The organism is Pseudomonas sp. AC532 (genome assembly GCF_979258965.1).
Genome location: NZ_OZ409888.1, coordinates 1,097,964 through 1,121,011 on the forward strand (window position 1 = coordinate 1,097,964; position 23,048 = coordinate 1,121,011).

A 23,048-nucleotide genomic window follows, 5' to 3' on the forward strand; every position below is an offset into this window, starting at 1 on the left:
TCGCAACTGCTTGCAGACCTGCCTGAAGCGTAGAAGGCGCGGGCGTATTGGCGATTATTTCACGACTTTTTTACTCGCTACCCAAACCGGCACAGCGAGCAGGCGCAGCAAGGTTCAACCAACCGAGCCAAGCGGCCTGGCAGCAGGCAATCTTTCACGTGTTTAAAAATCCACAAGGCGGTGCGCGAACAGGCAGGCGTCACAAACCTGAACTCGGGCGCTGGCCTCATGGCTGCCAGCCCCTTAAGATACCCGGCACTTTTACTGAGTAAGCCCTCACGGAGCCTGCGCGAACGCTGCCCCTGGCCGCTTGCAACACCTGCCGAGGCAAAGCCGAGCGCTCAGTTGAAGGTCGAAAGCCGCTACCTGTTCAATGAACAGAACCGTGCCGGTGGCTTCAATCAGGAGAACCTGGAAAAACTGCTGGTGCAGCAATTCAAGGACAGCGGCCGCTTCAGTGCCGTGACCACGGCCAAAGAGCGTTCGGATGTGTATGTCAGCCTGCAGGTAACCAATCACGAACGCGGCAGCATCGCCAGCGCAGTCGTCACCGGAATCACTTTCTTCATCATCCCGGGGCGCTTCAAGAACGAGTTCACCATGGAAGCCCAATTCAAGGACGCCGACGGCAAAGTGCTCGGCACCGTGGCGAAGAGTGAAACAGTCACGACCTGGATGCAGCTGCTGCTGGTCTTCGCCCTGCCGTTCAATGAGTCGGCGGACAACGTACTGGTTCAACTGACCCGCAGCACCCTGGAAGAAGCTGCTCGTCAGAAACTTATCTGACACCCCGTGGGGCGAGCACCCGCTCGCCCCATCCGTTACCGAACCACGCTATCGAGGGAATGAGGATGGCGTACTACCCCAGGGAAGAGCAGCGCGATTTTCTGTTTACGCTTTCCTCGCTTTCGATCTGGATGATTCCAGTGTTTGCCTTCATCGCCTTCCTGGCGCAGAGCGGGGCCAGTATTGCGATCATCAAGGTATGGCCGGCAAGCGCCGAAGGTACCGTCACTGCCGTAACGGCCATCAAGGGCAATAGCAGCGTCGAGCTTTACGACGACAGTTTCAGCACACCCGACGGCAATCATCACACCGGATCGGCCCAGCAGTATCGCCTGCCGTCCAAGTCAGCCCACTCCATTGGCCAGCGTATCGAGGTCATGCACTCTCCTGTTCTGTCCGGCTTTCACGTGCCCCGTGAAATCTACGACAGTAGCCGTATGAACTTCCTGGTGTTCTCGTTTTGCTTCCTGACGATTTTACTGCTGCTCGCCGTGTCCACCTACGCGCTGGTTCGACAATGCACCCACGCCCGTGAAGATCTGCATTACTGAGCCCGCACCTGCGATAATCCGAGCCCATCTTCAGCGTGGAGATTTTCCATGGCTTACCCACCCTACATGCAGGCCGGTGATCGGGTCGTGCTGTTCGACGGCGTGTGCAAGCTGTGCAATGGCTGGAGCCGCTTTCTGATTCGTCATGACCGCGCCGCCACGCTCAAGCTGTGCAGCGTGCAATCGCCTCAGGGCCAGGCGATCCTCGCGTGGTTCGGCATGCCGCTGGATCATTTCGACACGCTTGTGTATGCCGAGGGTGATCACGCGTTGCAGCGCAGCGATGCAATTCTGGCGATCCTCGGTCAGTTGCCGGCGCCATGGCGCTGGGCGACGGTGCTGCGCGTCATTCCCCGCCGCCTGCGCGACTGGGCATACGACCCCATCGCCCGCAATCGCTATCGCCTGTTTGGCCGCCACGCCCACTGCCAGGTGCCTCGCCCGGAAGACCGGGAGCGCTTTCTGCATGACTGACGCCTGGCTGGCCCGCGTGACCCTGGGCGCGATCTTCATCTACCACGGCCTGGTGCCCAAGCTGCTCTACAAGGACGCGACCGAACTGCGCCTGCTCGATGCCCATGGCCTGCCCCACCACCTGCTGACAGTCGCCGGTGTCGGCGAGGTGCTGATGGGGCTGCTCATCCTGCTGCTGCGCCGCCAGCGCTGGCCGCTCTGGGCGGCAATGGCGGCGCTGATCCTTTTGCTGGTGGACGTGGCGATCTTCGCCCCCGGGCTGCTGACCCAGGCATTCAATCCGCTGAGCCTGAACCTGGCGGCCATCGCCCTGTGCATCATCGCGCTACGCGACAGAGCCGCCCGCTGATTTCGCCTCAGTTGCGCGCCTGCTCGCGCAGGATGCGCGAAACCTCCGCCTGGCGCCGATAGGCCGGCGCCTCAACGGCATTGAAATCGCGGCTGTAGCGTGCGGCGAAACCTGCGGTCCCCCACTCCCGATACTGCTGCACGTGAAGCAGCTCATGGGCCCACAGGGCCGCGTCGTGCTCGGCCATGTCGGCGTTGCGAAAGACGATGATGTCGACGAGGGTGACCGCCTTGATGTCGGGGTTCTGCATGACGTTGCGGGCCGCGCTCAGCTCGTCGAGATCGCCGACCTTGTAGCGCACGGAATCGAGCAGCTCAGCAGCATAGAACGGCAGCAGCTGGCGGCGGATGTCAGCGGGAATCGGCGAGGTACCCTGGCGCGCGGCCGACTCGCGCGAGCGCAGGATCCAGCCCTCCAGGGCGTTGGCCGAAATCGTCCCGGCACGTTCCTGCATCGGCCCAAGCACGCCATTGGGGTCGGGCACGCAGATGCATCCACCCAGGCACACCTGGGTTTCGCCAGGTGCGCAGGCCAACGCGGAAGGCACCTGGAATACCGTCACCAGAGCACACAACAAAACGCGATTGAACATGTATCGCTCTCGATAAGGCAAAGAGGCGACCATGGCGCCGGGCGCGCCCGTTGTCCAGCCCTACCGCGGCCCTGTCGGCGCCAATACACGACGAGCCCCTGCGCTCACGCGCCAGACGTTCACTCATTCTGCGCGCGGCAAGCCGGCCGATGGCGGGCTGAGCATGTCGATCTCGCGGACCTCCAACTCCCGACGCAGGTAGGCCATGCGCCGCTCGTGGAAGTCGCGCATGTGCGGCAGTGTCGTGTGCGCCGCCAGGTGCTCGCGGCTCTGCCAGACCTCGAAGAAGATGAACAACGCGGGGCTGCGGCGTCGCGCAGTATGTGTTACTCGATACAACCAGGTTCGCCGCGGCTCGGTTCGACATAGACGCGAAACAACTGTTCGAAGGCCTCGGCCCGTTCGGGGCGCGTGTGGACGCGAAGAATGAATCTGTACATTAAAGGGTGCTTGGTGATGAATATGGCACACCCTAAAGCAGACAATAGCCGCGAATTCATGCGCTTGAGTCATTAATGATTTGCCCGCATCGGTATTTTTCGCCGCTGAGCAGGCCCGTAACCTGGCGCCAATCAATCAGCGAGGGGAAACCCACCATGAACAAGATCCTGCTTCTCAACGGCGGCAAGCAATTCGCCCACTCCGATGGCCGCCTCAACCGCACCCTGCACGAGACAGCCGCGGCCTTTCTCGACCGGGCAGGTATCACCTTCAAGACCACCGAAATCGACGCTGGATACGACGTCGCCGAAGAGGTGCAGAAATTCCTCTGGGCCGATGTGGTGATCTATCAGATGCCGGGCTGGTGGATGGGCGCGCCGTGGATCGTCAAGAAGTACATCGACGAGGTGTTCACCGAAGGTCATGGCAGCCTGTACGCCAATGATGGCCGTACCCGCTCCGACGCGTCGCAGAAGTACGGCAGTGGCGGCCTGATCCACGGCAAGCAGTACCTGCTCTCGCTGACCTGGAACGCCCCCCAACAGGCCTTCGACGACCCCGACGACTTCTTCGCGGGCAAGGGCGTGGACGCGGTGTATTTCCCGTTCCATAAATCCCAGGAATTTCTGGGCATGAGCGCCTTGCCGACCTTCCTGTGCGTGGACGTGATGAAGCGCCCTGATGCCGAGCGTGACGTACTGCGCTATCAGGCGCACCTGGCACGGGTACTTCAGGCGGGCGCCTGAGGCTCCAGCCAGCTGACGGGTACAGCGATGCTCAGCACCTGAGCGGCTCAGCGACGGCGCCGGATAGCGACCCCAGCAGCAGGAATGGGCTCTGCTGCTGCCAGGCTCATAGTGGCTGCGGTTTGAGGGGGCGCGAGAAGCGGTAGGTGGTCACACAGCACAGCAGCAGGCCGCCGATGCCGAGCAGGCCACCGACGACGCCGACATTGGCCACACCCAGCTGGCTGCTGACCAGGCTGCCGAGCAGGGCACCGCCGCCGATACCGATATTGAAGATGCCCGAGAACAGCGCCATGGCCACGTCGGTGGCGTCCGAGGCGAGGTTCAGCACCTTGGCCTGCAGCGCCAGCCCGAAGCACATCATGGCGACGCCCCAGATCACGCTCAGGGTCGCCAGGTAGGCGTGCTCGCGGGCCACCGGCAGCAGCACAAGCATGCACAGGCTCAGCACGCTGATTGCCGCAATCACGAAACCGCGCGGGTAGCGGCCGCTGTAGCGGCTGAACAGGATGGAGCCGATGATCCCCGCGCAGCCGAACAGCAGCAGCAATACCGTGACCATGTCGGCGGCGATGCCCGCCACTTCCAGCGCGAACGGCTCGATGTAGGTGTACGCGGTGAAATGCGCAGTGATCACCAGTGCGGTGAGCACATACACGGTGACCAGCGCCGGGCGCTTGAACAGCACCGGCAGGCTGCGCAGAGAGCCGGAATTCTGACTCGGCAACAGCGGCAGGTTCTTCATCAGGCACAGCACCACCACGCCCGCCACCACGGCGATCACCGTGAAGGTGGTGCGCCAGCCGAGCACCTCGCCGATCACCCGCCCCAGGGGGATCCCCAGCACCATGGCCAGCGCGCTGCCGGTCGCCAGCAGGCCAAGGGCCTGGGCCTGCTTGCCTTCGGGCGCCACGCGGATCGCCAGCGATGCGGTGATCGCCCAGAACAGCGCATGGGCCAGGGCGATGCCGATTCGGCTGATCATCAGCACGCTGAAGCTCCACGCGATCCCTGACAGCACGTGGCTGGCAATGAACAGCATGAACACGAACGCCAGCAGCTTGCGCCGCTCGACATTACGGGTCAGCAGCATCAGCGGCAGCGACGCCAGTGCCACCACCCATGCGTAGATGGTCAGCATCAGGCCGACACTGGCGGTGGTCATCTCGAAGCTGTGGCCGATCTGGCTCAACAGGCCCACCGGCACGAATTCGGTGGTATTGAAGATGAAGGCGCCCAGCGCCAGTGCGATCACGCTCAGCCAACTGCCACTGTGCGCCTGCTCGGGTGTGTTCATTCGGGTAAATCCACGCATGGGAACGCTGCGCTACAACGGCCATTTGCCCGCGGCCTCAATGGCAGCGAGCGGCGGTAGGGAGCGAACGAAAAATAGAGCCCATACACGACGAACACGCACACGGCAGCTCGCGCTCCAACGCTATATAAAGCGGGGAGTGGCTATGCGGTAAGCGGAAATTATAGGTATGGGATGGCCTGCGGCGGCGATTCTACGCACCTGCCTGGCAGGTCGACAATATGCTCGGCAAGGCGTTGAATCACCGGGCGACGGTCGGTCTTCAGAACGATCACCGATCGCCGTTCATCAACGCGGAAGAGGCAGTTTCAAGGCAGAAGCAGGCACTCAACTGATCGTTCCTCACGCTACGCGTGGGAATACCTGCGAGGACGCTCTGCGTCCGCTGTTGCATGCCGTGCGCAGGGAGCAGGCGCAGAGCGCCTTGGCCTGAGCTAGCACGCTGGAGCGTGGGAGCCATCGTAAAACGACACGGTAATGCTCTGGCGGACTCATTGCGGGAACGGGCGGGGACGCCTAGGCCATGCCCGTGATTTTTCGCGGGCATGGCCCGCTCCCACAGGTAGGGGCCTCACCTCCGCTTACGCCACTTTTACCAACCCTAATCCGGCACCTCCACGCTGATGTGGATCGCGTCATGGCGCCAGTACTCGAGATCACAATCGATAAGGCGGCCGCGCTGGTCGCAGTTGACGCGGATGATGCGCAGCGCCGGGCTGCCAGTGGCCACTCTGAGTGCGGCGGCAGCCTCGGCGTGCAGGGCGGTCGGCACCATGTCGAAACGCACCCGGCCGTAATGCACGTCGTACTCGCTGGCGTACAGCTCGGTCAGCGAACGGGTCAGGTCGTGATCGAGGATGCCGGGAAAATAATCCGGGTTCAGGTAATGCTCGACATACAGCACCAGGCGCCCGTCGATGCGCCGCGCCCGGCGGATCTGGTACACGCTCGACAGTCCCGACAAACCCAGCAGTTGGCAGACCTGAGCGTGGGCCGGCATCAACCTGGCACTCAGCACCTCGGTGGCCGGCACCCGGCCCTGCTCGGCGACCATGGCGTGAAAGTGGGTGCGTACCAGCGGGTTGTAGGCGACCCGTGCCGGTGACACGAACCAGCCGCGGCGCTCCTCGCGGTATACCAGGCCCTGCGCCTCCAACTGCCCAAGCGCTTCACGCAAGGTGATGCGCGTGGTGTCGAACAGCTCGCTCAGCCTGCGCTCGGCCGGTAACTTGCCGCCTGCAGGCAGCAGCCCATGGTCGATCTGCTCCTGCAGCGCTCTGCAGATGGTGGTGACGGCTCGCGGCGTGTCATCGCGCATCACGCTGGCTCCTTTTGGACTAGACCAGCCCCATTCAGGGGCATATTGCGTTCAGGGGCTGACCGCACGTGTTGCCGGCAAGCTTAGGCAAGCGCGATGACCGGCACATGACAGGCCTGTTTCAAGCACGCGTCATGCCAGGCAATTCAGTGGCTTAACCTGGTCTACGCTTGCTGAGCGGAACGCCTGCTCACGGTGCGTGTGCCCGCAGCGGCCAGACCGACACAAAATTGTCATGCCCGCCGCCTACATTGGCGTGGGTCTTGCTGATCTAGACCAATCCTCAACGCAAAGGAGTTTCCAATGAAACAACTGCTACTGGCATCGCTGATGGGCAGCGCCATCGCTCTGGCTTCCCACGCCATGGCTGCCGAGACGGACCTATCGGCACTGGAACAGGCGGCACGCAAGGAAGGCGCCGTGAACAGCGTCGGCATGCCGGACAGTTGGGCCAACTGGAAGGACACCTGGCAGGACCTGAGCGACAAGTACGGCCTAAAGCACATGGACACCGACATGAGCTCGGCCCAGGAAATCGCCAAGTTCGCTGCTGAAAAAGACAATGCCAGCGCCGACATCGGTGACGTCGGCGCCGCCTTCGGCCCCATCGCCGTGCAGCAGGGCGTGACGCAGCCATACAAGCCGAGCACCTGGGAGCAGATCCCGGAGTGGGCCAAGGACAAAGACGGCCACTGGGCGCTCGCCTACACCGGCTCGATCGCCTTCATCGTCAACAAGCAACTGGTCAAGGATGTGCCAAAGAGCTGGGCCGACCTGAAAACCGGCAAGTACCGCGTGGCCATCGGCGATGTCAGCGCTGCAGCCCAGGCCGTCAACGGTGTACTGGCGGCTGCCATCGCCAATGGCGGCGACGAGAAGAACATCCAGCCGGGCCTGGACTTCTTCGCCGAGATCGCCGAGCAGGGCCGCCTGTCGCTGGCCAACCCGACCATCCAGACCCTGGAAAAAGGCGAAGTGGAAGTGGGTATCGTCTGGGACTTCAACGGCCTTTCCTACCGCGACCAGATCGACCCGAACCGCTTCGAGGTGCTGATCCCGTCCGATGGTTCGGTGATCTCCGGCTACACCACCATCATCAACAAGTATGCCAAGAACCCCAACGCCGCCAAGCTGGCCCGCGAGTACATCTTCAGCGACGCCGGGCAGATCAACCTGGCCAAGGGCAACGCCCGGCCGATCCGCGCCGAACACCTGACCCTGCCGGCCGAAGTGCAAGCCAAGTTGCTGCCTAACGAGCAGTACGCCAAGGTCAAGCCGATCAAGGACGCCGCCGCCTGGGAAGCGACCTCCAAGGCGCTGCCGCAGCAGTGGCAGGAAAACGTGATCATCAATATGGAGTGATCCAGGCCTCAGCCTCGTAGCAGTAGGGTGGATGACGCTCTTTTCATCCACCATTGCGATCTCGAAATGGTGGACGGATGAAGCGACGTCCACCCTACGCAACCCACCGAACCCAGGATTGCCCATGCCGTCCAAGGTCATCCTCGTCATTCTCGACGGCCTCAATTACGAGGTCGCTCGGCATGCACTCGGCCACCTGCAGGCCTATCGCGCCGCTGGCCGTGCTGCCCTTTACAAACTCGAGTGCGAGCTGCCGTCACTGTCGCGCCCGCTCTACGAATGCATTCTCACCGGCGTGACGCCCATCGACAGCGGCGTGGTGCACAACAACGTGGTGCGCCTCAGCAAGGAGCGCAGCGTGTTCCACTACGCCCGCGCCGCGGGCCTGAGCACAGCAGCGGCTGCCTACCACTGGATGAGCGAGCTGTATAACCGTGCGCCCTTCGTGGCGGCCCGCGACCGGCATACCAGCGATGCCGAATTGCCGATCCAGCACGGTCATTTCTACTACGTCGACCACTACCCCGACTCGCACCTGTTCGACGATGCCGAGAACCTGCGCCTCGCCCATACGCCGGACTTTCTGCTGGTGCACCCGATGAACATCGACGACGCCGGCCACAAGCACGGCCTGAACAGCAGCCAGTACCGCAATGCCGCGCGCGCTGCCGACATCCTGCTGGCCAATTACCTGCCAGGCTGGCTGGACGCCGGTTACCAGGTACTGGTGACCGCCGACCACGGCATGAACGACGACCGCTCGCACAACGGCCTGCTGGCCGAAGAGCGCGAAGTGCCGCTGTTCGTGCTCGGGAATGCCTTCAGCCTCAGTGAATCGGCCACCCCGACGCAACTGCAGCTGTGCGGCACCATCTGCGAGCTGCTCGGCGTGGCCCATGACAAACCTCTGTGCCGGGAGCTGCTGCGATGAGCGCCACCCACGAACCGCGCGGCAAATGGCTGGCACTGCTGTGCCTGCTGCCCTTCGCGGTGTTCTTTATCGCCTTTCAGATAGCGCCGCTGGTGTGGGTCGCGCTCAACAGCCTGAATACACCGGATGGCTGGGGGCTGGGCAATTTCGAGAAGGCCTTCGCCTCCAAGTTCTACATGCAGGCGGTCAAGCACAGCCTGCAGATCGCCTTCTGGTCGAGCGTGTTCGGCATCCTGATCGCCATTATCGGCAGCTACTCGCTGCGCCAGGTGGACTCGAAACTGCGCGACTTCGTGATCGCCTTTTCCAACATGACCAGCAACTTCGCCGGCGTGCCTCTGGCCTTCGCGTTCATCATCCTGCTCGGTTTCAACGGTGCGCTGACCCTGCTGCTGATCCAGGCCGGGCTGATCGACAGCTTCAATCTGTATTCCAAGAACGGCCTGATCGTGCTCTACACCTACTTCCAGATTCCCCTCGGCGTGCTGCTGCTCTACCCCGCCTTCGACGCCCTGCGCCAGGACTGGCGCGAGTCGGCTGCCTTGCTCGGCGCCGGTACCTGGGCGTTCTGGCGGCACATCGGCCTGCCGGTGCTGACCCCGGCGCTGCTCGGCACCTTCGTGATCCTGCTGGCCAACGCCCTGGGCGCCTACGCCACGGTGTACTACCTGACCACCGGCAACTTCAACGTGCTGCCGATCCGTATCGCGGCGATGATTTCCGGGGACATTTCCCTCGACCCGAACATGGCCAGCGCCCTGGCGATGGTCCTGGTCGGCCTGATGGCGGCGATCACCCTGGTCCATCAGTTGCTGCTGAGGAGGAGCTACCATGTCCCGCGCTGATGCCCCGGGAGCCAGCCTCTATCACCGCACGGTGGTCTGGCTGCTGTTCCTGATCCTGCTGCTGCCGCTGGCCGGTACCCTGCTCTATTCGCTGTCCACCAGTTGGTCGGCGACCATCCTGCCGGACGGTCTGACGTTCAAGTGGTACCTGGAGCTGTGGGGCGAGCCGCGCTTTCTCAAGGCGTTCGGCCAGTCGCTGCTGGTCTGCTTCGGCGCCCTGACGTTGTCGGTGGTGCTGATCCTGCCGCTGCTGTTCGTCGTGCACTACCACTTTCCCAAACTCGACGCGGTGATGAACGTGCTGATCCTGCTGCCGTTCGCCGTGCCGCCGGTGGTCTCCGCCGTGGGCCTGCTGCAACTGTATGGCTCCGGCCCGCTGGCCATGGTCGGCACGCCGTGGATCCTGATCGGCTGCTACTTCACCATCGCCCTGCCCTTCATGTACCGCGCGATCACCAACAACCTGCAGGCCATCAACCTGCGTGACCTGATGGACGCCGCCCACCTGCTCGGCGCCAGCACCTGGAAAGCTGCCTTCCTGGTGGTGCTGCCCAACCTGCGCAAGGGCCTGATGGTGTCGCTGTTCCTGTCCTTCAGCTTTCTGTTCGGCGAGTTCGTGTTCGCCAACCTGCTGGTCGGCACGCGCTACGAAACCCTGCAGGTGTATCTGAACAACATGAAGAACAGCAGCGGCCACTTCAACAGCGCCCTGGTGATCTCCTACTTCTTTTTCGTCCTGGTGTTCACCTGGGCGGCCAATCGACTGAACAGGGACAAGGCATGAGCTTCCTGAGCATCCAGAACCTGCACAAGAACTACGGCAGCACCTCGATCTTCAGCGACATCAACGCCGAGATCCAGCAGGGCGAATTCGTCACCTTGCTCGGCCCGTCGGGCTGCGGCAAATCCACCCTGCTGCGCTGCATCGCCGGCCTTACCGAGGTCAACGGCGGCAGGATCCTGCTTGGCGGCGAAGACCTGGTGCCCCTGGCGCCGCAGAAGCGCGGCATCGGCATGGTGTTCCAGAGCTATGCGCTGTTTCCCAACATGACCGCCGCGCAGAACGTCGCCTTCGGCCTGCGCATGCAGAAGACCGGCAAGGACGAATCCGCCGGGCGCGTGCAGGAAGCCCTGGCGATGGTCGAGCTTGGCGACTTCGCCAGCCGTTACCCGCATCAGCTCTCCGGCGGCCAGTGCCAGCGCGTCGCCCTGGCCCGCTCGCTGGTCACCCGCCCGCGCCTGCTGCTGCTCGACGAGCCGCTGTCGGCCCTCGATGCGCGCATCCGCAAACACCTGCGCGAACAGATCCGCAGCATCCAGCAGGAACTCGGCCTGACGACGATTTTCGTCACCCACGATCAGGAAGAAGCCCTGGTGATGAGCGATCGCATCTTCCTGATGAACGCCGGGCGCATCGTCCAGAGCGGCGACGCGGAAACCCTCTATACCGCGCCGGCCGACGCCTTCGCGGCCGGCTTCATCGGCAACTACAACCTGCTCGACGCCACCACCGCCAGCCGCCTGCTCGGCCGCCCGCTGAGCAGCCAGGTGGCCATCCGCCCGGAAGCCATCGTGCTCGGCCAGGGCCCGATCAGCGCAATCATTCGCAGCCATAGCCTGCTCGGTAATATCATCCGCTACCGGGTGGATGCCGGCGGTGTGGAACTGCTGGTCGACGTGCTCAACCGCAGCGCCGACGACCTGCACGCCAACGGCCACCCAATCTCACTGGATATCGCGGCGAGCGCCGTAAAAGAGGTGGGATAGGGTCTATTCACCTTTCAGCACAAGCCGCGTTGCAGCGAGAACTTTCACCCGGTTAGGCGCAAGACGCAGGCAATAGCTGAACCAGCTCCCTCATCGTGTCACGGCAGCGGGTGAAACTTCCCGCGCAAGCCCTTGGGACGGGCCTATTTTTTCGCGATACTGCGTTTCTCGCTGACTCATTTGGCCCACCAAACTTCGTAGCTCGCGCCTTGCCTCGCAAAAAATAGGCACCGGCGCGGTCGTACTGAAAGGAAAACAGACCCTCATGGCCCTGGCAATTTTCGATCTCGACGAAACCCTGATCAACGGCGACTGCGCCAGCCTGTGGAGCGAGCACATGGCCACGCTGGGCTGGGTCGACGGCGAGAGTTTCATCGCCAAGGATCACCAACTGATGGCGCTGTATGCCGAAGGCAAACTGGCCATGGAGGACTACATGACCTTCAGCCTGTCGCCACTGGTGGGGCGCACGCCGGAGGAAGTCGCCTTCGTCGTCGAGCCCTTCGTGGAAGACGTGATCGAGCCGATCTTCTTCAGCGACGCGACTCGTTGCCTGGCGACCCATCGCCAGGCCGGCGACCGCATCCTGATCATCTCCGCTTCGGCGCATTTTCTGGTCAGCGCGATTGCCGAACGTCTCAAGGTCGGCGAGGTGCTGGCCATCGACCTGCACCAGGAATATGGCCACTATAGCGGCAAGACCGAGGGCGTGCTGACCTACCGCGAAGGCAAGGTCACCCGCCTGCATGCCTGGCTGGAAGAACAAGGCGAAAGCCTGGACGGCGCCTACTTCTACTCCGACTCACGCAACGACCTGCCGCTGCTGCAACGGGTCGACAAACCCCACGCGGTCAATCCCGACCCGGTCCTGCGCGAACATGCCGAGCGCGAGGGCTGGCCGATCCTGAGCTGGAGTTGAGACAGAGGTCGATGGCAGCAATGTGGCGGTAACGGCCGTTCACTATCGTGGGAGAGGCTTTAGCCCTGAGCTCTTACGCTTAGCCTGGTAAAAGATCGAGGCTAAAGCGGATCGCCGCTCGGCCTCTCTCACAAATGCTCCGTTCACCGTTCGCGTTCGGCCAGAAGCCGCCGTTCAGAGTAGGGACATGACCCGCCCTCTTACTAGCGGCACAACACTTCGTAAGGTGGACCGCGCGAACCATGCGATAGACCCACGCATGCTGTGCTGCACACAGCCCCTTACACGATAGCGTCTTCTCTTGAGTTTGATGCCGGCCTTCGATTAGATATGAGGCGTAAAGGTTGTGACGTAAATAGCACCATCAAACACAAGGGAATAGCGCTAAATGACAAGGATAGAACCCGTTTTCGGCAGTATCAGCAGCGAAATCGAAAACCCATACCAACCTAGCGATGCTCAACTGGTTGACGACGAGGTTGTCACGTTTTCAAAACCCAAGATTTTTGATTTTTCCGGGCGTATTTCTCTGGCGCGCTTCTGGCTGATTCATGTGCCCTTGGTGCTGGTTCTTCCGTGCATTTTGCTGGCGTTCTTTATGGTTGGGTTGCGCCATCAACTGGTGGTTTTGCTGATAGTCGGTGCCACCGTTGTCGTTCCTGCCATCCTGCTCAGCGTGTCTCTACTGGTACGCAGGGCACGTGATCTAGGCTGGAGCCCGATATGGGGAATTCTCTCCGCGTTCCCTGTTATCGGCTTTGTAATAACGCTTCCGCTCATGATGCTTCCGGGGCGTAAAGCGATTAATAAATACGGCCCGCCCAACCCTCCTCTCTCAACGTTCGTAAAGCTACTTACTGCGCTGTTGGTGGTGCTGACGTTTGTAACCTCAACCGTGCTAGTTGCGTATTTCCCCCAATACCACCCACAGGCACTCTACGAGTGGTTCGCTAATGCATTGGCTCAGGCATAACGTTGGCGTGCGCGAAGTCCATGCTTCGCCTCATTGCGCGGCGCCACGTGCTCAGGGGCCATTGTAGAGAGCGCAGCGTGCACCACGCGATAGCCCTGCGTACCCCATTGATGTCATTTGGAAAAGAGAACAGATTTATTTCTTTGCTCTAAAACTCCGCTCCTGGCCAGTTGCAGCCAGTGACGACGGACAGTTACCGGCCAGAAGCAGCCGCTCAGTCGATAGCCTCGGCGTCCCTGAACCCTGTCGAGGCTTCCCGTTTCCCCTCACGGGACAATTTCGAAGGATGTAAGCCATGATTCTGTGTTTGGATCGCGAGTTCTCTGAACAAGAACTGGCGGAAAGGGACGAACTTGATCTGCGGAACATTTCAGCAAAAATATGGCCGACGTTGCTCTCTAAATGCACAGCAAAGGAACTACGCCTTTACCATCTTAAGCTTGCTTCACTTGAGGGAATCGACAGGTTAACTCATACACGACGATTGACGCTGGAATGGGGAGCAAAGATCGAATCGCTGGAACCTGTTTCCAGGCTGAGTGGCCTGACGCATCTGGCAATTGGAGACTTTCCAAGGCTGCAACAACTCGACGGGCTGGAGAAACTAAGCGAGCTGAAAGAGCTGCGTCTATCCGGCAGCTTGGGTGGAGGCTCGCCGCTACGCCTTGAATCAATTGAACCCGTCACCCGTATATCCGGGCTCACCAGACTTTCGCTGTCTAATGTGAAGCTCAAGGACGACGACATCACCAGCCTCGTTCGCTGTACACATCTACGGCATTTGAGCCTGACTAACCAGTTTGATCGATCTCAGGTCGCTTTTCTCGCAAGCCGCTTGAACGAGCAGCTTGTGGAACCTCTGACCGCGTACGTACAAACACACCTCCATTGCACGAAATGCAACAGTCTCACGTCGATGTTTACGGGGCGAAGAATGCCTTTCCTGTGTCCGGTATGTGATGCATCTCGATTTGAAAAACTCACCAGACAGTTCGAAAAAAAGGTAAACGATGCATGACAACTTAATTTTCTAGACGCTTCCAGTACTCGTCTCGAACGATTATTAAATGGTTCAACGCTGTCCGTTTTGGCCGATTGCAGCCTCTCATTGATGGGTGAAAGGTAATTGCTAAACGACGCTTACCGTCACTGTGAATCGCCTCGGCTTTCGCAGACACTCAATGACCGCTTCTGGCCGGTAGCTGCCCGTGTCAGCGGCTGCAATTGCCTTGAAGCTGCCAAGTGACACGTTCAAGAAGATCCTGAACAGCTTCTTAGAACGTCACGCCAGCGATCAGCGCAATATTGCTGTAAGGCCGGCATTCCCCGGTGCGGATCTGCACGCGAGCCTTGGCACAGGCGGCCTTGAGCTCGTCGTGGCTGACCAGTTGGCGCTCGCCCAGCTCGCCTTCTGCGCTCAGTTTCTCGATGGCTTCGAGCGCCAGTGGCGCTACCTCCAGGGTTTCCCGGGCCAGCAGATGGCCTTGCACCTGCATCTCACTGAGCACCACCTGCAAGGTGGTAACGAAGTCCGGTACGCCGGCGGTCAGCGCCAGGTCGATGCATGGCGTACCTGCGGGTACCGGCATGCCGGCGTCGCCAATGACGATGATGTCGCCATGGCCCAGGCGAGCGATGGCGGCTGACAATTCGGCGTTGAGCAGGGGCGTCTTCTTCATGCGGGCAACTCGTGGCGATGAGGGATGGAGGGTTGTGCGCCCGGCCGGGTGACGGCCAGGGCGGCAGCTTGCTGGCCGAGGCGGATGGCGCTTTCCAGCGGCATGCCTTCGGCCAGACCAGCAGCGAAGCCACCGACAAAGGTGTCACCGGCAGCGGTGGTATCGACCGCCACCACAGGCTCGACCGGCAGGTGCAGGTGGCGCTCGCAATCGGCGTAGAAAACGCCCTGGCTGCCGACGGTGATCAGTACGCGGCGGGCGCCATTGGCCAGCAGCTTTTGCGCAGCCTGCAGCGCGCTGCGCGGCGAGTCGACAGCGATGCCGGTCAGCAGCGCAGCTTCGCTCTCGTTGGGAATCAGGTAGTCGATCAGGCTGTACCAGCTTTCCGGCAGCGGCCCAACGGCGGGCGCCGGGTTGAGGATCACCGTGCGGCCCAGCTCATGGGCACGTAGCAAGGTGGCCTCGACGGTGGCCGTGGGCACTTCCAGCTGGGCGATGACGATATCGGCCGCCGCCAGCAGACCATCATGGTCGGCCAGGCGCTCGGCGGTCATTTCAGCGTTGCTGCCCGCCGCGATGACGATGGCATTCTGGCCAGCGTCGTCGACCAGAATCGTCGCGATGCCGGTGGCCACACCGGGCACCGTCGCCACGCCGCTGCAGTCGATGCCTTCGGCAAGCAGGCCGGCGCGCAGCTCTGCGCCATTGGCGTCATCTCCCAAGCAGCCGACCATCGCTACCTTGGCGCCGAGGCGCGCTGCGGCCACCGCCTGGTTGGCGCCCTTGCCGCCGGCGGCAGTGGCAAAGCCGTGCCCGGCCAGCGTTTCGCCGGCAACCGGGAATCGCGGCATGCGCACGATCAGGTCCATGTTCAGGCTGCCCACCACCACTACCTTCGCGTGCATTGCAGATGTTCCTCTACGTCAGCCGAAACGCGTGGGCGCTTCGAAATAATCAAGTCAGTGGCGCTGCGCTGGACTCGCGCAGTACCAGGGTGGGTTCGATCAGTCGTTGCTCAGCCTCCAGGCCGGGCGTGCGGATACGCGCCAGCAACCGGGCAGCGGCGGTCTCCCCGAGCTGGCCGATGGACTGGCCGACCGTGGTCAGTGCCGGGTGCAGGTAGCGGCTGACTTCGATGTCGTCGAAACCCACCACCGAAAGCTGCTGCGGCACCTTTACCTTGAGTTCGGCAGCGGCGCGCAGCACGCCCAGGGCGATCATGTCGTTGCCGGCAAAAATCGCCGTGGGCACCTCGCAGCCGGCCAGCAGCACCTGGGCAGCGGCGTGCCCTGCCGGGCTGGTGAAAGCGCAGTCCACCACCGGCTGCGCTTCGACATTCGCTTCACCCAGCGCGCGCCGATAGCCGGCTGCTCGCAACTGCACCACCTGGGTGCTGGCCGGCCCGCCGATGCAGGCAATACGGCGGTGACCCAGTTCGAGCAGGTGACGCGTCGCCAGGTAGGCGCCGCGCTCATGATCCACCTGCACGCGATCGGCCGTCACCCCATCGAGGGAGCGGTCGACCAGCATCAGTGGCACTTTCAGCGCGGCCAAGGCCTGGGCAAAGGCCGCGTCGCTGGCCACCGTGGCGACGATCAGGCCGTCGATACGCCGCTCCAGCAGCACGCGCAGGTAGCGCAGCTGCTTGTCGATGTCGTCATCAGAGTTGCAGAGGATCACGCTGTAGCCGTTGCGCTCGGCGTGGTCCTCGATGCCGCGCGCCAACTCGGCGAAATACGGGTTGCTGGCGTTCGGCACCAGCAGGCCGATGGTGCCGGTGGAGCGAGCTCTCAGCGACCGCGCCACGCCGCTGGGCACGTAGCCCAGTTCGGCGATGGCCGCCTCGACTTTGCTACGCACCGGGTCGCTCACCGGCCGGGTGCCGTTCACCACATGGGACACCGTGGTGTAGGAAATACCGGCCCGTGCGGCGACATCCTTGATGGTGGCCATGGATGATCAGCCCCTGCGCTTGGCGCGGTAGCTGCGATAGGTGTCGAGGATCACCGCGACCACGATCACCGCGCCGGTGATGATCCGCTTGGTCGGTTCCGAGGCGCCGATCTGCGCCAGCCCCGCGGCCAACACGGAAATGATCAGCACGCCAAAGAAGGTGCTGATCACCGAGCCACGGCCGCCCATCAGGCTGGTGCCGCCAATGACCACTGCGGCGATCACCTGCAGCTCCAGGCCGGAACCGGCATTCGGGTCGGCGGCTTCCAGGCGCGATATCTGAAACAACGCAGCCAGACCGGCAAGCAGGCCCATCAGTGCGAACACCGAGACCTTGTAAGGCTTGGGGTTGATGCCGGCCAGGCGCACCGCCTCTTCGTTGGTGCCGATGGCCACCAGGTAGCGGCCGAACACGCTGCGGGTCAGCAGCAGGTGTGCGGCGGCGATCACCAGCAAGGCGATCACGAAGGATGGCGAGATACCGGCGGCGAATGGCGTCGACAGCCAGGCGTAGGCGTCGCCGATATAAGCGGTGCGCGAGTCGGTGAGCTGGTAGGCCAGGCCGCGGGCCATCTCCAAAACGCCCAGGGAGACGATGAACGAGGGAATGCCCCAGGCCACGGTGATGATCCCGGTCACGCTGCCAGCCAGGGCCGCACAGGCCATGCCCAGCAGCGCCGCGGGCACGATGCCCCAGCCAAAGCCTAGGGTGGCCACACTGACCACCGCAGCCGCCAGGGCCAGCACCGAGCCCACCGATAGGTCGATGCCGCCGATGATCAGGATCAGCGTCATGCCCACCGCCAACACCATCAGGTCGGGGATCTGGTTGGCCAGGGTGGTGAAGGTCGCGTAGGACAGAAAATGACTGCTCAGCGAGGAAAACAGCACGATCATCGCCAGCAGCGCACCAGCCAGGCCGAGGTAGGTACCCAGGCCCTGATGGGTGCCACTGCGCTTGGTCGGCGTGGCGGATGGAGTGGTCATTGGGAAAGCTCCTGTAACGGGGGGGCGACCTCGCCAAGCATGGCTTCACGGCTGCGGTAGCCGGCGAAGGCAGCGGCCAGCAGACGATCCTGACTCCAGTCATCGCGGTCGAATGTTTCAATCAGGCGGCCGGCCGACAGCACGCCGATACGATCACAGATCAGCATCAGCTCGCGCAGGTCGCTGGACACCACCACCAGCGCCTTGCCCTGGCGCGCCAACTCGCCGAGCAGGCCGTATATTTCGAATTTGGCGCCAACATCGATACCGCGGGTCGGCTCGTCGAACAGCAACACGCGACAGTCGCGCTCCAGCCAGCGGCCAATGACCACTTTCTGTTGATTGCCACCGGAGAGTTCGGCCACCGCCTGATGGGGCCCGTTGCAGCGAATGCGCATGGCATCGATCTGCCGCTGCGCCAGCGCCTGTTCGGCCGCCGGACGCATCACGCCGTGTCTGGAAACCGCCGGCATGTTGCCCAGCGCCAGGTTGGCGGCGATTGGCTGGCCGAGCAGCAGGCCTTCGCCCTTGCGATCTTCGGTGATCAGCGCGATGCCATGGCCCACCGCTTCGGCGGGCGAGCGCACCTGCACCGGAACCGGCGGATTGCCGATGGCCACCTGGCCGCCATCGGCATGGTCGGCGCCATAGATCAGCCGCAGCAACTCGGTGCGACCGGCACCGATCAAACCGGAAATGCCGTAGATCTCCCCTGCCCGCACGCTGAAGGACACCTCGTCGACCTTGCCGCGCCGGCTGAGATTGGTCACCTGCAACAGCGGCGCGCCGATATGTCGCTCACCCAGGTCGATGGCATCACCGACCTCGCGGCCGACCATCAGGGTGACCAACTCATCGCTGCTGTAACGGTCCATGGGCTCCACGGCGACCAGTTGGCCGTCACGCAGCACGGCCACGCGCTGGGCGACTTTCGCCAGTTCTTCGAGACGGTGGGAGATGTACACGATGGCCACGCCGGCGTCGCGCAGGCGCTGGATCTGCTCGAACAGCAGGTCGACTTCGCGGGCGGTGAGCATCGCTGTCGGCTCGTCGAGGATCAGCACCCGGCAGTCGCCGATCAGGTTGCGGGCGATCTCGACCATCTGCTGATGGCCGACACCAAGGGCAGCGACCGGGGTATCCGGGTCCACCGCCTCGAGGCCGACCTGAGCCATCGCTTGACGCGCCATCTCCCGCAAGCGGCCACGGGAAATCCAGCCGCCACGGCTGGGCAGGTTATCGAGAAACAGGTTCTCGGCCACGGTCAGAGTCGGCAGCAGGTTGAGTTCCTGCAACACCATGCGCACGCCAAGGCGCTCGGCCTCGCGGCGACTGGCCGGCGCATAGGGCTGGCCGAGAAAGCTCAGGGAGCCGGTAGTCGGTTGCTCCAGCCCACAGAAAATCTTCGAAAGGGTACTTTTGCCGGCGCCGTTCTCGCCGGTCAGCGCCAGCACTTCACCGGCGCGCAGCTCCAGCTCGACCCCGCCCAGCACGGGCTGGACGTAGGTCTTGCCGATATTGCGGGCGGCGAGAACGGTCTCGCCGGCCACTACCGCATGGGTCACGGCTTGGTCACGAGTTCGACCGGGGTTTCGATCACGCCGTCTTTCGCGCCGGTGGGCTCACCCTTGACCAGCTTGAGCGCCGCCTCGATGCCGAATACCGCCTGACGCGCGGCGAACTGGTCGGCGGTGGCGAGCACGCGACCGTCCTTGAGCATCGGCTTGATGGCGTTGATGTTGTCGTAACCGACCACCTGCACCTGGTCCTTCTTGCCAGCGGCACGCACGGCAGATACCGCGCCGAGTGCCATGCTGTCGTTGCCGGCCAGCAGCGCTTTCAGATCCGGGTACTCGTTGAGCATGGCCGAGGCCACCGCGTTGCCACGGTCGATTTCCCAGTTACCGGACTGCACGCCGACGATCTTCATGCCGGCCGCTTCCATGGCGTCCTTGAAGCCCGCGGTGCGCTGCTGGGCGTTGGTGGTGGTGGAAACGCCTTCGATGATGCCGATTTCGTCGCCCGCCTTGAGCTTGTTCTGCGCCAGGTACTCACCGACCAGGCGTGCGCCTTTGCGGTTGTCCGGGCCCACGAACGGCACGTCCAGCCCTTTGCTTTTCACCACTTCAGGGTCGAGACGGTTGTCGATGTTGACGATCTTGATGCCGGCATCGCTGGCCTTCTTGATCACCGGCACCAGCGCCTTGGAATCGGCCGGCGCGATGACCAGCGCATCGACCTTGGCAACGATCATCTGCTCGACGATACGAATCTGCGCGGACGTGTCGGTTTCGTCCTTGATGCCGTTGGCGATCAGTTCGAACTGGGTGGGGTTTTCTTTCTGGTAGGCCTTGGCGCCGTCTTCCATGGTGCGGAAGAACTCGTTGGCGAGGGATTTCATGACCAGCGCGACGCGAGGTGTTTCACCTTCGGCGGCATGCACGTTGGAGAAACCGACAAGGGCGGCGGCGCCGAGGGCAATGGCGGCGCAGAGACGGGCAGGACGGAAACCGGACATGGGCGAACTCCGTGAATATTGTCATTTTTATTGATGCGCAAACGTTTGCGCTTCAATAAAACTATGAAACTGCCCAAATTTTGTCAACTCCACGCCCACCCGTATGTCGCGTTACTGATCGCGGGTGACCTATACCGCTGCTCGGCGCTAGACCCACTGTCGTCACATTCAGATGAATAGCCACCGTTGCGCCAGCACGATCCGCTGTTCAGACTGACCGGCGCCATCCAACGCGTGATCGACCAAGCGCAAGGTTCGCCGCGGCGTCGCGCCAGCGCTCTCGCCAGTCCACCACAAGGCTCACTCAAGGAAGAAACCGTGAAGCACCCTCTCTATTGGCTGCCTGCCGTTGCCCTTCTCACGGGCTGCGTGACGCTGTTCGGCGTCTATGAACTATCCCTGTACGACGCGAACGGCGCGCCACTGGACCCAGGCATGAGCCTGGTCGCCAAGGGCACCGGTATCTACAACGTGCGCAATGCGCTGTGCACCGCCCACCCCGGCGCAACCGTGATCATCAGGGATGCCGAGAGCGGCGAAGAACTGACAAGCGAAAGCCCCTACCCCTGCTGAAGGGCCAGGCTACCCGGTCAGTCGATGCGGATGCGCCGCCCTCGCAGGGGCGGCGAACATCACGGGGTTTTCGCCGATGTGCTCACCCGCCAGCTAGACGAATCGGTCGTCGCGGACCTTGCGGTCCGCCTCGCTCAGGTGGGCGAGGTTCACGCAGCGCTCATCTGACCTGACCTGCGCCGGGGATCAAACGGTTACCGTGGGTGGCATCGCGCACCGCGCCGCGGTGTCGAGCTCACAGGCAGTGGCCGCTCCACGGCCAGCAGCAAGCCGGCCATGCTCGCCAGGTGGCGTTTCATTTGACTATCACTTCTGTTGCGGCATAACGCTGCTGCGGCTCGACGATCTGCTCCTGGGCAACCACCAGCGGCAGATCGCGAGAGCCTTCGGCGGTCTTCTGCACCAGGGCATACAGCGTCGCGGTGGCCAGCTCCAGCGCCTGTGGCAAGGCATGGCCAGACAGCAGGCGGGCCAGCAGCGTCGCCGAGAACACGTCACCCATGCCGTTGGGCAGCGGGTGCAATGCCAGGCGCGGCGTGCTGACCAGCCAGGCGCCCTCGCCGTTGACGGCCAGGGTGCACAGTTGATCGGCGCAAATGTCTGGTGTGGCCAGGCTGGTGATGACCACCACGTCCGGCCCGCGGCCACGCAAGTGCCGCGCGGTGCGCACGGCTTCGTCGACGCTGTCGAGCTTGCTGCCGGTCAGCAGCTCGAACTCGAACTGGTTGGGGGTGATGATGTTGGCACAGGGAATCGCCAGGTTGCGCAGAAAATCCGGGATCGCCGCGTTGACGAATACCCCGCGCCCGACATCGCCCATAACCGGATCGCAGAGGTAGCGCACGCCCGGGTTGTCGCGGCGAATCTCGTCCACCGCTTCGAGGATCACCGCACCAATCGCCGCGTCACCCAGGTAGCCGGAGAGCACCGCCGAAACCCGTGACAGCACGCCGCGGTCGCGCAGGCCGGCGAGTACCTCGCGGATGTGCTCGGCATCGAACACCTGGCCGCGAAACTGGCCGTAGCCGGTGTGGTTGGAGAACTGCACCGTGTGTACCGGCAACACTTCGAAGCCCAGCCGCTGCAACGGGAACACGGCGGCGTCGTTGCCGACGTGACCAAGGGCCACGTGGGACTGGATGGAGAGAACCAGGGGTGGTGTGGTAGCGCTCATGGGGGGCGATGGATTCTTGTCGTGGGCGGTCAGGACATTATTCGCCATTTCCCATGCCGGATACCATGGTCGAAGCGCGATGGCGTCCTCGGCCACGCGCCGGCGCTGCACCCGGCAGACCGCTGCCGGCCGCAGCGGGCTCGCACGATGGCCTGCACTTGCCCAGGTTTGCGGGAGCGCGCCATGCGCGCGAAATCACGGGCATGGCCCGTTCCCACGGGCGGAATGCTGAAAGATCTCGAACAGGCGCTCAGGCTTTGGCGATTTCCGGGCTCAGCAGCCACTCGGCGCTGTCGTTCCAGACATCCATGCGGGTGATCTTGCCGTTGCGGACTTCGAAACGGTCCAGGTAGCGGTTACCGGAAAAGCTGCGGCCGTCTGGCCACTCGCCGTACAGCGTGCCATTGGAATACACCACCGTGTGGTCATCACGCTCGGTCCAGTCGAACTGGCCGAGAGCTTTCTTCACCCAGGCGTAGCGCGCGCCATTGAAGGCAGTGATGTCCTGTGGCGTGGGCATGTGGCGTCCGCCGGTGAAGGTGATGCGCACATCATCACTCATGTAGGTAGCTGCCTTGACCGGGTCCGGTGCCATGGAAGCTGCCAGAAAATCGCTAACAATCCGTACAGCCTGATTCATTTCACTCATGGGTGTCTCCAACTGTCATTGATCGAGGTACGGTTCGAGCCGTGCCTGCATCTGGTGCGACATGCACGCTATTCGTGCATGCGTCGCACGGGTACTCCTTGCAATCCGCGGATTGACCGGGCTGCGCATTGTGGCACCAGGCTTGC

Annotated in this window: 25 protein-coding genes and 1 pseudogene; 14 read left to right on the forward strand and 12 right to left on the reverse strand. The window is 62.8% G+C overall.

The annotated features are described in order from the left end of the window. Window positions 1–345 precede the first annotated feature (345 nt). The 4 genes from ACZ0AV_RS05260 to ACZ0AV_RS05275 all read left to right on the forward strand — a co-directional run bounded on the left by ACZ0AV_RS05260 (window position 346) and on the right by ACZ0AV_RS05275 (window position 2,160). The gene (locus ACZ0AV_RS05260; protein ID WP_499150060.1) at window positions 346–786 is read left to right on the forward strand and encodes a hypothetical protein; all 441 of its coding nucleotides are present in this window, start codon (window positions 346–348) and stop codon (window positions 784–786) included. Window positions 787–851: 65 nt separating this feature from the next. Further along, window positions 852–1,337 (forward strand): hypothetical protein, encoded by a 486-nt coding sequence (locus tag ACZ0AV_RS05265; protein WP_499150061.1) that lies wholly within the window; start codon window positions 852–854, stop codon window positions 1,335–1,337. Between the two features lie 48 nt (window positions 1,338–1,385). After that, entirely contained in the window at window positions 1,386–1,811 is a 426-nt protein-coding gene (locus ACZ0AV_RS05270; protein WP_499150062.1) for a thiol-disulfide oxidoreductase DCC family protein, read from the forward strand. Further along, entirely contained in the window at window positions 1,804–2,160 is a 357-nt protein-coding gene (locus ACZ0AV_RS05275) for a DoxX-like family protein (RefSeq protein ID WP_499150063.1), read from the forward strand. The genes ACZ0AV_RS05270 and ACZ0AV_RS05275 overlap by 8 nt, the downstream gene beginning before the upstream one ends. A gap of 7 nt (window positions 2,161–2,167) precedes the next feature. On the opposite strand, the gene ACZ0AV_RS05280 is transcribed toward ACZ0AV_RS05275, so the two are convergent. Together ACZ0AV_RS05280 and ACZ0AV_RS05285 are read right to left on the reverse strand one after the other, a co-directional pair. Beyond that, the gene (locus tag ACZ0AV_RS05280) at window positions 2,168–2,752 is read right to left on the reverse strand and encodes an eCIS core domain-containing protein (RefSeq protein ID WP_499150064.1); all 585 of its coding nucleotides are present in this window, start codon (window positions 2,750–2,752) and stop codon (window positions 2,168–2,170) included. 123 nt (window positions 2,753–2,875) lie between these two features. Continuing rightward, window positions 2,876–3,192: pseudogene (locus ACZ0AV_RS05285) on the reverse strand (putative quinol monooxygenase). Between the two features lie 156 nt (window positions 3,193–3,348). Between ACZ0AV_RS05285 and mdaB the strand changes: the two are divergent. Continuing rightward, complete coding sequence (mdaB, locus tag ACZ0AV_RS05290; RefSeq protein ID WP_499150065.1) at window positions 3,349–3,939, forward strand: NADPH:quinone oxidoreductase MdaB; 591 nt, start codon at window positions 3,349–3,351, stop codon at window positions 3,937–3,939. A 106-nt stretch (window positions 3,940–4,045) separates the two neighbouring features. Here the strand turns inward: mdaB and ACZ0AV_RS05295 are convergent, their stop codons facing one another. Together ACZ0AV_RS05295 and ACZ0AV_RS05300 are read right to left on the reverse strand one after the other, a co-directional pair. Continuing rightward, complete coding sequence (locus ACZ0AV_RS05295; RefSeq protein WP_499150066.1) at window positions 4,046–5,236, reverse strand: sugar transporter; 1,191 nt, start codon at window positions 5,234–5,236, stop codon at window positions 4,046–4,048. A 619-nt stretch (window positions 5,237–5,855) separates the two neighbouring features. Further along, window positions 5,856–6,572 (reverse strand): UTRA domain-containing protein, encoded by a 717-nt coding sequence (locus ACZ0AV_RS05300; RefSeq protein WP_499150067.1) that lies wholly within the window; start codon window positions 6,570–6,572, stop codon window positions 5,856–5,858. A 303-nt stretch (window positions 6,573–6,875) separates the two neighbouring features. Between ACZ0AV_RS05300 and ACZ0AV_RS05305 the strand changes: the two genes are divergently transcribed. From ACZ0AV_RS05305 to ACZ0AV_RS05340, 8 genes are all read left to right on the forward strand, one after another. After that, the gene (locus tag ACZ0AV_RS05305) at window positions 6,876–7,934 is read left to right on the forward strand and encodes an ABC transporter substrate-binding protein (RefSeq protein WP_499150068.1); all 1,059 of its coding nucleotides are present in this window, start codon (window positions 6,876–6,878) and stop codon (window positions 7,932–7,934) included. A 124-nt stretch (window positions 7,935–8,058) separates the two neighbouring features. Then, window positions 8,059–8,865, forward strand: coding sequence for an alkaline phosphatase family protein (locus tag ACZ0AV_RS05310; protein ID WP_499150069.1), 807 nt, complete (start codon window positions 8,059–8,061; stop codon window positions 8,863–8,865). Beyond that, window positions 8,862–9,710: an ABC transporter permease gene (locus tag ACZ0AV_RS05315; RefSeq protein ID WP_499150070.1), complete on the forward strand. Its 849-nt coding sequence runs from the start codon at window positions 8,862–8,864 to the stop codon at window positions 9,708–9,710. Before ACZ0AV_RS05310 ends, ACZ0AV_RS05315 begins: the two co-directional genes overlap by 4 nt. Continuing rightward, the gene (locus ACZ0AV_RS05320) at window positions 9,697–10,494 is read left to right on the forward strand and encodes an ABC transporter permease (protein WP_499150071.1); all 798 of its coding nucleotides are present in this window, start codon (window positions 9,697–9,699) and stop codon (window positions 10,492–10,494) included. The genes ACZ0AV_RS05315 and ACZ0AV_RS05320 overlap by 14 nt, the downstream gene beginning before the upstream one ends. Next, window positions 10,491–11,477, forward strand: coding sequence for an ABC transporter ATP-binding protein (locus ACZ0AV_RS05325; protein ID WP_499150072.1), 987 nt, complete (start codon window positions 10,491–10,493; stop codon window positions 11,475–11,477). Before ACZ0AV_RS05320 ends, ACZ0AV_RS05325 begins: the two co-directional genes overlap by 4 nt. 265 nt (window positions 11,478–11,742) lie before the next feature. After that, entirely contained in the window at window positions 11,743–12,396 is a 654-nt protein-coding gene (locus tag ACZ0AV_RS05330; RefSeq protein WP_499150073.1) for an HAD family hydrolase, read from the forward strand. A 388-nt stretch (window positions 12,397–12,784) separates the two neighbouring features. Next, window positions 12,785–13,369 carry a DUF805 domain-containing protein gene (locus tag ACZ0AV_RS05335; RefSeq protein ID WP_499150074.1) on the forward strand — a complete coding sequence of 195 codons (585 nt, stop codon included), beginning with the start codon at window positions 12,785–12,787 and terminating at the stop codon, window positions 13,367–13,369. Between the two features lie 295 nt (window positions 13,370–13,664). Then, window positions 13,665–14,387 (forward strand): leucine-rich repeat domain-containing protein, encoded by a 723-nt coding sequence (locus ACZ0AV_RS05340; protein ID WP_499150075.1) that lies wholly within the window; start codon window positions 13,665–13,667, stop codon window positions 14,385–14,387. Between the two features lie 256 nt (window positions 14,388–14,643). Here the strand turns inward: ACZ0AV_RS05340 and rbsD are convergent, their stop codons facing one another. The 6 genes from rbsD to ACZ0AV_RS05370 are packed head-to-tail and all read right to left on the reverse strand — an operon-like array spanning window position 14,644 to window position 20,506. Then, entirely contained in the window at window positions 14,644–15,048 is a 405-nt protein-coding gene (gene rbsD / locus ACZ0AV_RS05345) for a D-ribose pyranase (protein WP_499150076.1), read from the reverse strand. Further along, window positions 15,045–15,953 (reverse strand): ribokinase, encoded by a 909-nt coding sequence (rbsK, locus tag ACZ0AV_RS05350; RefSeq protein ID WP_499150077.1) that lies wholly within the window; start codon window positions 15,951–15,953, stop codon window positions 15,045–15,047. Before rbsK ends, rbsD begins: the two co-directional genes overlap by 4 nt. A gap of 49 nt (window positions 15,954–16,002) precedes the next feature. Continuing rightward, window positions 16,003–17,001, reverse strand: a complete 999-nt coding sequence (locus ACZ0AV_RS05355) for a LacI family DNA-binding transcriptional regulator (RefSeq protein ID WP_499150078.1) — start codon at window positions 16,999–17,001, stop codon at window positions 16,003–16,005. A 6-nt stretch (window positions 17,002–17,007) separates the two neighbouring features. Beyond that, window positions 17,008–17,988 (reverse strand): ABC transporter permease, encoded by a 981-nt coding sequence (locus ACZ0AV_RS05360; protein WP_070881505.1) that lies wholly within the window; start codon window positions 17,986–17,988, stop codon window positions 17,008–17,010. Beyond that, window positions 17,985–19,538 (reverse strand): sugar ABC transporter ATP-binding protein, encoded by a 1,554-nt coding sequence (locus ACZ0AV_RS05365; protein WP_499153299.1) that lies wholly within the window; start codon window positions 19,536–19,538, stop codon window positions 17,985–17,987. Before ACZ0AV_RS05365 ends, ACZ0AV_RS05360 begins: the two co-directional genes overlap by 4 nt. A gap of 11 nt (window positions 19,539–19,549) precedes the next feature. Then, window positions 19,550–20,506 carry a sugar ABC transporter substrate-binding protein gene (locus ACZ0AV_RS05370; RefSeq protein ID WP_499150079.1) on the reverse strand — a complete coding sequence of 319 codons (957 nt, stop codon included), beginning with the start codon at window positions 20,504–20,506 and terminating at the stop codon, window positions 19,550–19,552. 318 nt (window positions 20,507–20,824) lie between these two features. Here ACZ0AV_RS05370 and ACZ0AV_RS05375 point away from each other — a divergent pair, with 318 nt between their 5' ends. Continuing rightward, window positions 20,825–21,079: a hypothetical protein gene (locus ACZ0AV_RS05375; RefSeq protein ID WP_499150080.1), complete on the forward strand. Its 255-nt coding sequence runs from the start codon at window positions 20,825–20,827 to the stop codon at window positions 21,077–21,079. A gap of 295 nt (window positions 21,080–21,374) precedes the next feature. Here the strand turns inward: ACZ0AV_RS05375 and pdxY are convergent, their stop codons facing one another. Both pdxY and ACZ0AV_RS05385 read right to left on the reverse strand, forming a co-directional pair. Continuing rightward, entirely contained in the window at window positions 21,375–22,253 is an 879-nt protein-coding gene (gene pdxY / locus ACZ0AV_RS05380) for a pyridoxal kinase PdxY (protein ID WP_499153300.1), read from the reverse strand. A 250-nt stretch (window positions 22,254–22,503) separates the two neighbouring features. Then, window positions 22,504–22,902: a nuclear transport factor 2 family protein gene (locus ACZ0AV_RS05385; protein ID WP_499150081.1), complete on the reverse strand. Its 399-nt coding sequence runs from the start codon at window positions 22,900–22,902 to the stop codon at window positions 22,504–22,506. Between the last annotated feature and the right edge of the window lie 146 nt (window positions 22,903–23,048).

Excerpts from the sequence above, each read along its gene's own strand:
- ACZ0AV_RS05355 (WP_499150078.1), bottom strand. The coding sequence starts at position 17,001 with ATGGCCACCATCAAGGATGTCGCCGCACGGGCCGGTATTTCCTACACC.
- ACZ0AV_RS05370 (WP_499150079.1), bottom strand. The coding sequence starts at position 20,506 with ATGTCCGGTTTCCGTCCTGCCCGTCTCTGCGCCGCCATTGCCCTCGGC.
- rbsK (WP_499150077.1), bottom strand. The coding sequence starts at position 15,953 with ATGCACGCGAAGGTAGTGGTGGTGGGCAGCCTGAACATGGACCTGATC.
- ACZ0AV_RS05305 (WP_499150068.1), top strand. The coding sequence starts at position 6,876 with ATGAAACAACTGCTACTGGCATCGCTGATGGGCAGCGCCATCGCTCTG.
- ACZ0AV_RS05315 (WP_499150070.1), top strand. The coding sequence starts at position 8,862 with ATGAGCGCCACCCACGAACCGCGCGGCAAATGGCTGGCACTGCTGTGC.
- ACZ0AV_RS05265 (WP_499150061.1), top strand. The coding sequence starts at position 852 with ATGGCGTACTACCCCAGGGAAGAGCAGCGCGATTTTCTGTTTACGCTT.
- ACZ0AV_RS05270 (WP_499150062.1), top strand. The coding sequence starts at position 1,386 with ATGGCTTACCCACCCTACATGCAGGCCGGTGATCGGGTCGTGCTGTTC.
- ACZ0AV_RS05360 (WP_070881505.1), bottom strand. The coding sequence starts at position 17,988 with ATGACCACTCCATCCGCCACGCCGACCAAGCGCAGTGGCACCCATCAG.
- ACZ0AV_RS05330 (WP_499150073.1), top strand. The coding sequence starts at position 11,743 with ATGGCCCTGGCAATTTTCGATCTCGACGAAACCCTGATCAACGGCGAC.
- ACZ0AV_RS05280 (WP_499150064.1), bottom strand. The coding sequence starts at position 2,752 with ATGTTCAATCGCGTTTTGTTGTGTGCTCTGGTGACGGTATTCCAGGTG.
- ACZ0AV_RS05385 (WP_499150081.1), bottom strand. The coding sequence starts at position 22,902 with ATGAGTGAAATGAATCAGGCTGTACGGATTGTTAGCGATTTTCTGGCA.
- ACZ0AV_RS05300 (WP_499150067.1), bottom strand. The coding sequence starts at position 6,572 with ATGCGCGATGACACGCCGCGAGCCGTCACCACCATCTGCAGAGCGCTG.
- ACZ0AV_RS05340 (WP_499150075.1), top strand. The coding sequence starts at position 13,665 with ATGATTCTGTGTTTGGATCGCGAGTTCTCTGAACAAGAACTGGCGGAA.
- ACZ0AV_RS05295 (WP_499150066.1), bottom strand. The coding sequence starts at position 5,236 with ATGAACACACCCGAGCAGGCGCACAGTGGCAGTTGGCTGAGCGTGATC.
- mdaB (WP_499150065.1), top strand. The coding sequence starts at position 3,349 with ATGAACAAGATCCTGCTTCTCAACGGCGGCAAGCAATTCGCCCACTCC.
- pdxY (WP_499153300.1), bottom strand. The coding sequence starts at position 22,253 with ATGAGCGCTACCACACCACCCCTGGTTCTCTCCATCCAGTCCCACGTG.
- ACZ0AV_RS05275 (WP_499150063.1), top strand. The coding sequence starts at position 1,804 with ATGACTGACGCCTGGCTGGCCCGCGTGACCCTGGGCGCGATCTTCATC.
- rbsD (WP_499150076.1), bottom strand. The coding sequence starts at position 15,048 with ATGAAGAAGACGCCCCTGCTCAACGCCGAATTGTCAGCCGCCATCGCT.
- ACZ0AV_RS05335 (WP_499150074.1), top strand. The coding sequence starts at position 12,785 with ATGACAAGGATAGAACCCGTTTTCGGCAGTATCAGCAGCGAAATCGAA.
- ACZ0AV_RS05320 (WP_499150071.1), top strand. The coding sequence starts at position 9,697 with ATGTCCCGCGCTGATGCCCCGGGAGCCAGCCTCTATCACCGCACGGTG.
- ACZ0AV_RS05325 (WP_499150072.1), top strand. The coding sequence starts at position 10,491 with ATGAGCTTCCTGAGCATCCAGAACCTGCACAAGAACTACGGCAGCACC.
- ACZ0AV_RS05310 (WP_499150069.1), top strand. The coding sequence starts at position 8,059 with ATGCCGTCCAAGGTCATCCTCGTCATTCTCGACGGCCTCAATTACGAG.